The sequence below is a fragment of the Methylobacterium soli genome (genome assembly GCF_008806385.1).
In the GTDB taxonomy this organism is placed as follows: domain Bacteria; phylum Pseudomonadota; class Alphaproteobacteria; order Rhizobiales; family Beijerinckiaceae; genus Methylobacterium; species Methylobacterium soli.
Genome location: NZ_VZZK01000077.1, coordinates 1 through 10,927 on the forward strand (window position 1 = coordinate 1; position 10,927 = coordinate 10,927).

General features: G+C 71.0%; 9 protein-coding genes. 3 read left to right on the plus strand and 6 right to left on the minus strand.

The features are described from left to right. Positions 1–298 precede the first annotated feature (298 nt). Together F6X53_RS31070 and F6X53_RS31075 are read right to left on the minus strand one after the other, a co-directional pair. Positions 299–1,798, minus strand: coding sequence for an LTA synthase family protein (locus F6X53_RS31070; protein ID WP_151005636.1), 1,500 nt, complete (start codon positions 1,796–1,798; stop codon positions 299–301). A 17-nt stretch (positions 1,799–1,815) separates the two neighbouring features. Further along, entirely contained in the window at positions 1,816–3,768 is a 1,953-nt protein-coding gene (locus tag F6X53_RS31075) for a capsular polysaccharide export protein, LipB/KpsS family (protein ID WP_151005638.1), read from the minus strand. A 283-nt stretch (positions 3,769–4,051) separates the two neighbouring features. On the opposite strand from F6X53_RS31075, the gene F6X53_RS31080 reads away from it, so the two are divergent. From F6X53_RS31080 to F6X53_RS31090, 3 genes are read left to right on the plus strand one after another with little or no spacing between them, the layout of a single operon-like run. After that, positions 4,052–5,359, plus strand: a complete 1,308-nt coding sequence (locus F6X53_RS31080) for a capsule biosynthesis protein (protein ID WP_151005640.1) — start codon at positions 4,052–4,054, stop codon at positions 5,357–5,359. A 33-nt stretch (positions 5,360–5,392) separates the two neighbouring features. Continuing rightward, positions 5,393–6,160: an SDR family NAD(P)-dependent oxidoreductase gene (locus tag F6X53_RS31085; protein WP_151005642.1), complete on the plus strand. Its 768-nt coding sequence runs from the start codon at positions 5,393–5,395 to the stop codon at positions 6,158–6,160. Then, the gene (locus F6X53_RS31090) at positions 6,160–7,017 is read left to right on the plus strand and encodes a formyltransferase family protein (RefSeq protein ID WP_151005644.1); all 858 of its coding nucleotides are present in this window, start codon (positions 6,160–6,162) and stop codon (positions 7,015–7,017) included. The genes F6X53_RS31085 and F6X53_RS31090 overlap by 1 nt, the downstream gene beginning before the upstream one ends. 92 nt (positions 7,018–7,109) lie before the next feature. On the opposite strand, the gene ettA is transcribed toward F6X53_RS31090, so the two are convergent. From ettA to F6X53_RS31110, 4 genes are all read right to left on the minus strand, one after another. Then, entirely contained in the window at positions 7,110–8,762 is a 1,653-nt protein-coding gene (ettA, locus tag F6X53_RS31095) for an energy-dependent translational throttle protein EttA (RefSeq protein WP_151005646.1), read from the minus strand. Positions 8,763–9,038: 276 nt separating this feature from the next. After that, a complete protein-coding gene (locus F6X53_RS31100; RefSeq protein ID WP_151005648.1) occupies positions 9,039–9,311 on the minus strand; it encodes a hypothetical protein in 273 nt (90 codons plus the stop codon). A gap of 11 nt (positions 9,312–9,322) precedes the next feature. Further along, positions 9,323–10,237, minus strand: a complete 915-nt coding sequence (locus tag F6X53_RS31105) for a DNA/RNA non-specific endonuclease (protein ID WP_373876019.1) — start codon at positions 10,235–10,237, stop codon at positions 9,323–9,325. Continuing rightward, positions 10,228–10,494, minus strand: a complete 267-nt coding sequence (locus tag F6X53_RS31110; protein ID WP_151005652.1) for a hypothetical protein — start codon at positions 10,492–10,494, stop codon at positions 10,228–10,230. The genes F6X53_RS31105 and F6X53_RS31110 overlap by 10 nt, the downstream gene beginning before the upstream one ends. Between the last annotated feature and the right edge of the window lie 433 nt (positions 10,495–10,927).

Sequence of the window (10,927 nt, forward strand, 5' to 3'; positions counted from 1 at the left end):
GAACACGCCGTCCTTGGTGGCGACATCCGCTCCCTCCGCCACGGCGCTCGCCGTCGGGCCCGATGCAGGGAGCACCGAGCAGCCCCCGACGAGACATACCATCAGCGCCGAGAGCGCCGCTTTACGCACCATGTACAACTCTCCATCCGGACCGGCCGCAGGGCACAATCCTGGGATTGGCACGGCATCCATGCGCGCCATTGCCTGAGATCGGTTTAACGATCGCGCGGGCGCAGCCGGATGCGGCCCCGCCGGGCGCCAAGCCCGGCGGGGCCGCAAGCCATCGGCGCGCAATGCGTCACGACCGTGGCACGGCCACGCTTGGATGGCGTTGCGGGGGGCGAGCGCCCGTCACTGTGTCCCGCAGGAGACGCCCCAGGGCATCCGCGGTCAGGTCGATTCGGGCGGGCGGGGACGCGTCGTCCTGGCCGAACCGGAAGATCGCGTAATCGGTCGTCGTGTCGCCGAAGCCGGGGCGGCAGGTCGGCAGCGCCGGAGCGTGGTCGCCGAAGACGCAGAGGGTGGCGCGCATTCCGGCGAGGCCCGCGACGAGATCCTCCACCATCCGGCCCGTATGCGCCACGTGGTGGAGATATTGCGCCAGCGGATCGTCGATCCCGGGCAGGCGGCCGGGCTTCCACGGGCCATGGTTCTCCATGGTCACGGAGAAGACGAGGAGCGGGCCCCGCCGGTCGCCGATCTCGGCGAGGATGCGTTCCCCGAGGGTGACATCGCCCACATAGGGGCCGACGCGTTGCGCGCCGACGAACGCGTCCTCCATCACGAGGCGGCGGAATCCGAAGGCCCGCATCACGGCCGCGCGCTGGAAGAAATCCCGGTGGAAGGGGTGAATGAAGGCGGTCTCGTAGCCGGCGGCGCCGGCAAGGCGGGCGAGGCTCGTCGGCTCGTGCCCGCCGGTGCTGAGATAGGGGTCGAAAACCCCGAAGCCGAGGCTCTCCGCGTCGCGGCCCGTCAGGACGGCGTGCTCCGTCCGCATCGTGTAGGCCCCGTGCGCGGGCACGCGCAGGCGTCCGTACTGCGCGGCGCGGCGGCGGATGAGCTCCATGACGGGCAGCGCCGGCCCGCCGAGCCGCTCGGGATCCACGAAGGATTCGAGCTGGATCACGACCACGACGTCGTCGCTGGATCCTGAACGCGGCGCGGGCGGCGTCATCTCCGGCGCCCGGACCGGCCGCGTCGCGCGCCAGCGCAGGGCATAGGCCAGGATGGTGGCCGCGTGGCCGTAGCGGGCGATGTCGGCCTCGAGATCCGGGCGCGGCGCGAAGCGCGCGAGCCGGTCCGCGAGCGGCGGCCGCAGGCAGGCGTAGGCGAGCGCCAGGAGTCCGAGCGGCAGGGCCAGGATCGCCGCCAGGGCAGCGGCCGGCGCCCGCGGCAGGACGGCCGGCTCGAGCCAGTACCAGAGTGCGACACCCGCGACGGCGGCGAGCAGAGGGCCGGCGATGCGCGGATCGGTGACGGGGCGGGTGTAGTAGAGGTCCGGATGGCGCGGCACCTGCGGCAGCAGGGCGAAATCGCTGAAGACCAGCGGCTCCCCGATCACGCCGCGCTTCAGCCGACTGACGAGGCTCAAGCCCGCCGCGGTCAGGATGCAGGAGAAGCCCGCGAGCCAGGGGCGCCAGGAGAACGTGAACCAGAACAGCATCACGAGGGCGTAGGCCGCGAACCGGATCGCCAGATCGCCCGGCCGGAGCGAGACCGGCCTCTGCCGGCCGCCCTCGACGGCCTCGATGGCGAGGGACGCCGCGAGCGCGACGATCAGCGCAGGAAGGAATGTCATGATCGGATCGGTGGCTTCTAGCGCGGCTTGCCGCCGGATCCCCGGGCAATGCCGCGGCGGTCCCGCAGGTAGCGCACGATCGGGTTCAGGACGGCGTAGCGGGCGCGCATGATGGTTTGCCCGGTTCGGCTGAGCGAGAGCGGTGTCCGCGGAGCCGCGTCGCGCGCCGCGCTCAAGCGGTCGAGGAGCTGCTCGGGCGAGCAGGGCTTCATGGCGACCGGGTCGAGATAGCGCGGATAGAGGATGAGCGCGCCGGCGACGAGCTCGTCGAGGGCGAGATGCCGCCCGCGCGCGGCCTGGGGCGCCAGATCCTCGGTGAGGCCCCAGCCGGAATAGAAGGGCCGGCCATGCACCGCCACCGTGAGGCCTCGGATCAGCGCCTCGAACCCCGCAAGCGAAGTCATGGTCTCGACATGGTGCACCCGATCAAGAAGATCGACGATGCTGATGCCGCCGACGATCCGGTCTGCGAGCGTCAGGGCCTCGGCCTCCGGGATGGCGCCGGGCCGGAACCCGGCCTCCACGTCGGGATGCGGCTTGAACAGCAGGATGGCGCCGGGATTGCGGGCGCGCGCCGCGCGCAGGAGATCGCGATTCGAGCGGACATGGGGCGAGCCGTGCAGGACGGAGGCGTCGTCCTCCACCTGCCCGGGGACGAGGACGATGCGGCGCCCGCTCGGCCAGTCGCCGGCGGAATCCGCGATCCCGACATTGTACTTGCTGAGCCGGCGCGCCACGATCGCCTCGCGCAGCGCCCGCGCCCGGGCCACGAGGGCGTCCGGGAAGGCGGCGTTGGCGAGGATCAGCGACAGGCGGCTCTCCTTGCGGGGATCGTAGTAGATGCCCTGATCGTCGACCACGATGGAGGCGCCGGGCTGGAGGCTCGCCCCCAACCCGACCGAGCGCAGGAAGCCGTCCTCGATCCGCGCGAGGGGAAGCCCCGCCTCGGCGCAGCGCGCTTCGAGCTGTTCCGGCGCCCGCGTGGCCCAGGCGAGGACCCGCGCCCCGTAAAGGAGGCCCGCCGCCACGGCATCCTCCGCATTCATGGTGTGGACCGGCGGTCCCTGCGGGCCATCGGCGAAGACATCGAGTGCCGGCCGCTTCCAGCCGGAAATGCCCACATAGACGACCCGGCGGTCGTTGGCGGCGAAGCGGTCGCGCAGCCACGCCACCCGCTCGACGCAATCGCCCGGCGCGATCGGCCGCCGCGTCCAGGGATCGAAGGTGTGGAGGCCCGCCGCGAAGAGCCGGACGAGCTCGGTCTCGTCGCGCGCGGCCCCGCCGGTTGCGGGGTCCAGGCAGATGGTCTCGTAGCCCGACAGGCGCGCGGCGGCGCCGCTTTCCCGGGAGGCGACGAAGACCCGCGCCGCACGCTCGAACAGGAGCCAGGGGTTTGCGGGCGCGTCCAGCACGGCGAGGCGGGCGGGAAGGCCGCCGCCGAGCCCGGGGCAGCCCTCCGGACCCGCCGCCACGAGCCTGCCCTCGGGGCAGCGCGCGAGGGCGGCCTCGACGAAGCTGCGCAGCCGCCGCGGCGCGGCCGCCATGACCTCGTCCACGAGGATCAGCGACGGCGCGGGAGATCCGGAGAAGACGGCGTCGAGGGCCGCGCTGCCGCCGGGCGCGAACCGATTGCGGCCGTAGAGGCGCCGCTCCCGGAGCGCCGAAAGCAGGTTTTCCGAGCCTGTCGCGGCGCCGAGCGGCGCCTCGCCGTGGCGGATCCGCAGGCTCGACAACCCGGTCGCGGGCGTGTCGTAGGGGCTCAGGAGCGGGCCCGCCTCGACCACGAGCGCCGGGCGGCCGATGCCCGCGAGGATGCGCGCCGCCAGCGCATCGCGCCCCCAGACCGCCCCGGTCGCGTCGGCGCGGCGCGGGCCCGCGAGCACGCAGCCGGTCGCGCCCTCGATCTCGGGGCGGAGGCGGCGGATCGTCCGGCCGGTCGCGAACAGCGACGGGGGAAGGCTGCGTGGCATGGCTCGTTCGGTGGTCGCGCGGGCCCCTGCCTTACCCCAACTCGGTCATCGCTGGCGAACGCTTCCTGTGCACGGCGCCATCCCGGACACACCCTTGCCCTGATTGGCCCCTAGCCAAGCCGTGCCGAGCAGGCTCCTGCGGACGTTGCCGGAATGGCACGGGGCGGCGAAATCGCCTCCGCCCCACCGGCGGCCGCATTGCTGGCTCGTGCTGCGTATGCGACCCGTTCATGCGGATCGTTGGTCGGGCCCAAGCGCCCGGTGAAGGACCAAGCGCCTCGGAATGCTGCAGTCTCGCCCCGACGCCCTCCTCGATCGCCCGGCGACCTTCCTGTTCCTGCAGGGGATCGCATCCCCGTTCTTTGCCGATCTCGGACGGACCCTGAAGGCCCGGGGCCATCAGGTCCGCCGCATCAATTTCTGCTCCGGCGATTGGCTGTTCTGGCGCCTGCCCTCCGACCATTACCGCGGCAGCCGCGACGGCTGGGAGGCCTATCTCGACGCCTACGTGGCCCGCCACGCGGTCACCGACATCGTCCTCTTCGGCGATTGCCGTCCCTTCCACGTCACCGCCCGCGAGATCGCCAAGACGCGCGGGCTGCGCGTCCACGTGTTCGAGGAAGGCTATATCCGGCCGAACTGGATCACCTGCGAGCTCGGAGGGGTGAACGGCCATTCCTCGCTGCCGAAGACCGCCGAGGAGGTCCGGGCCCTGGCCCGCCGGCTGCCGCAGCCGGGCCGCGCGATGCCCTCCACGGGCGACATGGCGCGCCGCAGTCTCTGGGACGTCGCCTACAACATCGCCAATATCGGGTTCCCCTATTTCTACCCGAACTTCCGCAGCCACCGCCCGACGCATATCGCGGCCGAGTATGCGGGCTGGATCAAGAAGTTCAGCCGCCGCGGGCGCACCCGCCGCGAGGCGGTCCGCTGCAACGAGATCTACAACGCCGTCGGGGCCGATTACTTCCTGCTGCCGCTGCAGCTCGACAGCGACTACCAGATCCGGGTCCACTCGCCCTTCCTGGGGGTCGAGGGCTTCATGGACCGGGTGATCAAGTCCTTCGCCTCCGCCTCGGCCGCGCCGACGCGGCTCCTCGTCAAGCTGCATCCCCTCGATAGCGGCCTGATCAACTGGCGCAAATTCGCCCGCGCCTCCGCCCGGCGCCACGGCGTCAGCGACCGCCTCGACTTCATCGATGGCGGCGACCTGCCGAGCCTGATCCAGGGCAGCCGCGGCGTCGTCATCGTCAACAGCACCGTCGGCATGCTCTCCCTGGAGATGGGCCGCCCGACGCTCGCCACCGGCACGGCGATCTACAACATGGCGGGCCTCACCCATCAGGGCGATGTCGACAGCTTCTGGACCGACCCGACCGGGCCCGACATGGCGCTGATGGCGGATTTCCGCCGGGTCGTGCTGCACCGGACCCAGGTGAACGGCGGCTTCTTCTCCCACGCCGCGATCGCGCGGGCGGTCGCCGGTACGGTTCCGCGCATCGAGGCGGCCCTGCCGGACGCGATGGTGGCGGCGGCCCGCACGATCCGCGAGGGCACCGAGGATGGCGGACGCCTCGCCCCGGTCTATTGATCGCGCAGGCCCGCCCGGAGTAGCACCGGGGCCATGCCCGTCATTCTGATCACCGGCGCGTCGAGCGGCATCGGCGCCGCGCTTGCCCGCCACTACGCGGCGCCGTCCGCCACCCTGATCCTGAATGCGCGCGATCCCGACCGGCTCGAAGCCGTGGCGCAAGCCTGCCGGGCGAAGGGCGCGCAGGTGGAGGTCGAGCGCCTCGACGTGCGCGACCGCGCCGGGATGCGGGCCTTTCTGCAGGCCGCGGATGCGCGCCACCCCCTCGACCTCGTCATCGTCAACGCGGCGATCAATGGCGGCCATCCCGCTGGCGGCATCGAGACCGAGGAGACCGCCTTCGAGACCGTCGACATCAACCTGAACGGCGCCCTCAACGTCGCCCTGCCGAGCCTGACCCTGATGCTCGCCCGCGGCCGGGGCCAGATCGCCCTGATCTCGTCGCTCGCCGCCTACGCGCCCTTGCCGGATGCCCCCGCCTATAGCGGCGCCAAGGCGGCACTCCTCGCCCATGGCCTCGCGCTGAGGGCCAAGGTGAAGCCGCACGGGGTGCGGGTGAACGTGGTGACGCCGGGCTACGTCAAGACGCCGATGGGGGGCGACTACAAGGGCTGGCGCCCGCTGGAGATGAGCGCGGACCAGGCCGCTTCGCGGATCGCCGAGGGTCTCGCGCGCGACCTCGACGTGGTCGCCTTCCCGCGCCGGCTCGCGGCCGCGGCGCGGGGCGCCGCGCTGCTGCCCGAGCGCCTGCGCCACATCGGGATGCACGGCTTCCGCTTCCAGATCCGGCAGCGGCGCTGATGCCGGCGCCGCGCCTCGCGCTCTTCGCCCTCGAGGCCCTGCCGAATGCCCGCGCGGTCCGGCGCTTCGTGGCGGATCATTCGGCCGAGATCGCCTTCGTGGGCCTCTCGAATGCGGAGCGGCCGAATGCGGGCGGCTTCTTCGGGCAGATCCGCCGCCATCTCGCCCGGTCGGGACCGGCCTTCCTGCCCTATCTCGGGGTGAATTTCGGCCTGCCCGACCTGATGCGGCCCCTGGCGCCGCTGACGCAGCGCCTCTCCGACAGCCGCGACGCCCCGGAGGCGACGCCGCTCGCGGCCCTCTGCCGACGCCTCGGGATCCCGACGCTCACGGTCGACGACGTCAACGGCCCCGAGATCGCGCAGGCCCTGCGTGACTACGAGGCTGAGCTCATCCTGACCTTCCACTTCGATCAGATCCTGTCCGGCCCGACCCTCGCGGCCGTGCCCCTCGGCGGGCTCAACCTGCATCCGGGCCTGCTCCCGCGCCATCGCGGGCCGGTTCCGACGATCCACGCGCTGGCCGAGGGCCCCGATGTCTTCGGGATCACCCTCCACCGTCTCGCGGTGGCGATCGATGCGGGCGCGATCCTGGCGCAGGAGGCGTTGAGGTTGCCGCCCGACGTCACCGCGAGCCGCGCATCCGTGCTGCTGCACGCGCATGGGCGGGTGATGCTCGACGCGGTTCTTGAGGTGATCGCCCGCACGGGCCGCGTGCCGGAGGGCCGCGTCGCGCCGATTCTGCCCTATTGCCCGTTCCCGAGCCGCGCGCTGCTGCGGGACCTGCGCCGCCGCGGCCTGAAGCTCACGGATGCGCGCGACCTCACGGATGCGGCCGTGCTCAACGCGCGGGCGTGAGGCCGGTCCCGAGCCGAGGCCGCCTCCCTTGGGGAGAGGCGCGGGGACGCCGGCCCGAGGCCCGCGTCCCGAGGCCCGCGTCCTCTGCCCGATCAGCGGGCGAACTTCTTGTACTTCAGCTTCTTCGGGATGATCGTGTCGGTGCCGAGACGCCGCTTCTTGTCCTCCTCGTAATCCGAGAAGTTGCCCTCGAACCACTCGACATGGCTCTCGCCCTCAAAGGCCAGGATGTGGGTCGCGATGCGGTTCAGGAACCAGCGATCGTGGCTGATGATGACGGCGCAGCCCGCGTAATCCTCCAGCGCCTCTTCGAGGGCCCGCAGGGTCTCCATGTCGAGGTCGTTGGTCGGCTCGTCGAGGAGCAGCACGTTGGCGCCGGCCTTCAGCGTGCGGGCGAGGTGCACGCGGTTGCGCTCACCGCCCGAGAGGGTGCCGACCTTCTTCTGCTGGTCGCCGCCCTTGAAGGCGAAGGCCGCGCAATAGGCGCGCGAATTGATCTCGCGCTTGTTGAAATAGATGATGTCGTTGCCGCCCGAGACCTCCTGCCAGACCGTCGCGTTCGGGTCGAGCGCGTCGCGCGACTGGTCGACATAGCCGAGATGGACGGTCTCGCCGACCGAGATCGAGCCGCCATCGGGCTTCTCCTGCCCGGTGATCATCTTGAACAGGGTGGTCTTGCCGGCGCCGTTCGGGCCGATCACCCCGACGATGCCGCCCGGCGGCAGCTTGAACGACAAGTCCTCGATCAGGAGGCGGTCGCCGAAGGCCTTGTTGAGGTGCTCGAACTCGATGACGTTGTTGCCGAGGCGCTCGTCGATCGGGATGACGATCTGGGCCGAAGCGTCGATCTTGTCGTTCTGCTTGGCCACCAGCTCGTCGTAGCGGGTGATGCGGGCCTTCGACTTCGACTGGCGGGCCTTCGGGGAGGCCGCGATCCATTCCTGCTCGCGGTTGATGGCGCGCTGCCGGGCCATGTCCTCGCGGCCCTCCTGCGCGAGGCGCTTCTGCTTCTGCACCAGCCAGGCCGAGTAATTGCCCTCGTAGGGGTAGCCGCGGGTCCGGTCGAGCTCGAGGATCCAGCCCGTCACGTTGTCCAGGAAGTAGCGATCGTGGGTCACGATCAGGATCGCGCCCGGATACTGACGCAGATGCCCTTCGAGCCAGTTCACCGTCTCGGCGTCGAGGTGGTTGGTCGGCTCGTCGAGGAGCAGGAGCTCGGGCTCCCACAGCAGCAGCTTGCAGAGGGCCACGCGGCGGCGCTCGCCACCCGACAAGGTCGCCACCGGCTGCTCGTCGCTCGGGCAGCCCAAGGCTTCCATGGCCTGATCGACCTTGGATTCCAGCTCCCAGAGGTTCTGCGCCTCGATCCGGTCCTGGAGGGCGGTCATCTCGTCCGCCGTCTCCTCGGAATAGTTCATGGCGAGCTCGTTGTAGCGGTCGAGCAGCGCCTGCTTCTCGGCCACGCCCTCCATCACGTTCTCGCGGACCGATTTCGTCGGGTCGAGCTGCGGCTCCTGCGGCAGGTAGCCGACGCGGGCGCCCTGCGCGACGAAGCCTTCGCCGGTCCAGTCCTTGTCGATCCCCGCCATGATCTTGAGGAGCGTCGACTTGCCGGAGCCGTTGATGCCGAGCACGCCGATCTTGGCGTCCGGATAGAACGACAGGTTGACGTTCTCGAGGACCTTCTTGCCCCCGGTGTAGGTCTTGGTGAGACCGCGCATGTGGTAGATGAATTCGCGGGCCATTCGATGTCCTTGCGTGTCAGCGGGCCGGGCGCGCCGCCTGACGCGCCGGCCGGATTTCGTGGCGGATGAAGGCTCGCGCCGGGCACGCATCGAACGTGCCTGCCGCGAGGCCTCCGCATGTGGTCCTGCGGCCGGTCCGGACCCTCGGCGCTCCGAATCGGAGCAGCGCGGGGGCCCGCGTCTTGCGGGGCCGCAATGCCATGTGATGAACGCGCCCGAGTACCAGGGCGGCCCGGGCCCGGCAAGGATGCCGGAGGATCGAAGCCGGCCTCGCGCTCAGGCGAACGGGTTCTTCACGGTCCGGGACGCCTCGCCCTCCTGCGCGACGGCCTCCGGCAGGTCCTCGGCGGCCAGGACCGCCACGATGGCGTCGATGGCCGATTTCAGATCCCTGGCCTGGCGCAGCCCGGCCTGATCGCGGGTGATGTCGAGGGAGCCGTGCAGCGCGATCCGGTTCGTCCCGTTCTCGAACGACAGCGCCCCGATGGTCCTGACCGCCGTCTCGTCGGCATAGGGTCTGAATGTGGGTTCGATTTTTCGGCGCGCCATAGGGGAGCCCTTCAGAAGATCGATCGCAGGACGTCGCGGAGGGCGCGGCGCAGGATGCGCAGGAGCTCCGAGCGGGCCCAGCCGGCCCAAACGTCCGCGTGCTGGCGCGGGCGCCCCTCCGACGCCTCGCCCCGGGGCTCGTCGCGCGGCTCCGGCAGGCGCATGGCGCGCGCCTTGACCCGATCGGGCAGCGTCGGGAAGACGTCGAGCCCGGCGATGCCCTTGAGTTCGTCGAGGGAGATCGCCCGCCAATCGGCATCCGCCCGGTTCGGCGCCAGGTAGGCGCCGGCCTCGCCCCGGGCCGGGTCGTAGATCGCCTTGAAGAGCTGCGTCGGCACGAGGACGCGCCCCTTGATGGATTGCGCCGTGTCGCCCTGGAAGACCGGGCCCGTGACGACGAAGATCTCGCCGCGCTCGCTCGCGAATCGGCGCACGCTCTCCTCGATCCCCGCCCAGAGGCCGCGATTGAAGGCGCGGTTCTGCGGCACGATGTTGGCGAGGCTGAAGGATTGGGCCTGCGCCGCGCCGGTCGGCATGTCGCCGGCCGGTGCCATGTGGCCGCGATCGTAGCCGCTATGCACGTAATCCTCGATGCGGGCGCGGGCCTCGGGCGCCAGCCGATCCTCGTCGTGGAAGGCGTCGATCCGCTCGACCCGGCGCGCGGCGGCGACGCTCGCCCGCGTCAGGTGCTCTGCGGCGTAGAGCGGCGTGCGGGCAAGGCCCGAATGCAGGACCGAGAAGGCATCGTAGCAGAGGCTCGCGGTCTCGCTCGAAAGTTTCGGGTTCGTCAGGACCGGCGGCGCGCCCTCCGCGAACAGGCCGGGGCAGACCTCGCCGGCCCGGACTTCGCCGGCCCTGACCTGGCCTGCGGCCAGGAGGACGAGGAGCGCGAGCCAGGGCGGCGCGCGGCGCAGGCCTAGTAGCACACCCGGACTTTCCGGGTGCCGGACGGCGTCGGGCGCCAGCGCCAGCCACAGGGCCGCCCGAGGCTGCCCTCGAAGGGCCGGACGTCCCGGTCGAGGCCGCCCGGCCCCGCCTGATCGATGCAGACCGGGTCGAAGGCGCAGGCCACCGTGGTGTTCGTCGGATAGGGCCGCGATTCGGCCCGCGCCTCCCGGGCCAGGACCGACCCGTAGAGAGCCAGACCCGCGGCGAGATACGGTCTGAGATGCAGGCGAAACATCACGCCCTCATGTTGCCGCAACGGCACGAAACCCTGAAAATGACGCATTCAACATTGATCACGGTCTCGGTGATCCATACTTGCCGCTCTCATCGTCCCGCCACCGGACCCGGTTCGGTCGGCAGTCTTTAGCGCCCAATGCGCTGGAGATGTGAGCGAAAAGTTCGGGATGCCGCCTGCCGGATTCCGAGGCCAGCGTGGCAAAGCTGGTCGAGATCGGTATATAGGTCCGCAATTCTCATCGACCGCCCTGGCGCGTCGAAACCGGGACCGGACATCGATCGAGGGATGTTCCGGGTCGGGCGTCAGAGAGCAAGCGAGCGGGTATAAATCATTGGCACGGCAAGACACTTCCCCCCTGCACGACACCTCCCCCCTGGACGGATTGGACCATCCCTCTGATCTTCGGCGTCTGCCTGAGAGCGCGCTCTCG

What these genes read in the sequence shown, in the direction of transcription:
- ettA (WP_151005646.1), bottom strand. Translation starts at nt 8,762, where the DNA reads ATGGCCCGCGAATTCATCTACCACATGCGCGGTCTCACCAAGACCTAC.
- F6X53_RS31090 (WP_151005644.1), top strand. Translation starts at nt 6,160, where the DNA reads ATGCCGGCGCCGCGCCTCGCGCTCTTCGCCCTCGAGGCCCTGCCGAAT.
- F6X53_RS31110 (WP_151005652.1), bottom strand. Translation starts at nt 10,494, where the DNA reads ATGTTTCGCCTGCATCTCAGACCGTATCTCGCCGCGGGTCTGGCTCTC.
- F6X53_RS31070 (WP_151005636.1), bottom strand. Translation starts at nt 1,798, where the DNA reads ATGACATTCCTTCCTGCGCTGATCGTCGCGCTCGCGGCGTCCCTCGCC.
- F6X53_RS31100 (WP_151005648.1), bottom strand. Translation starts at nt 9,311, where the DNA reads ATGGCGCGCCGAAAAATCGAACCCACATTCAGACCCTATGCCGACGAG.
- F6X53_RS31080 (WP_151005640.1), top strand. Translation starts at nt 4,052, where the DNA reads ATGCTGCAGTCTCGCCCCGACGCCCTCCTCGATCGCCCGGCGACCTTC.
- F6X53_RS31085 (WP_151005642.1), top strand. Translation starts at nt 5,393, where the DNA reads ATGCCCGTCATTCTGATCACCGGCGCGTCGAGCGGCATCGGCGCCGCG.
- F6X53_RS31075 (WP_151005638.1), bottom strand. Translation starts at nt 3,768, where the DNA reads ATGCCACGCAGCCTTCCCCCGTCGCTGTTCGCGACCGGCCGGACGATC.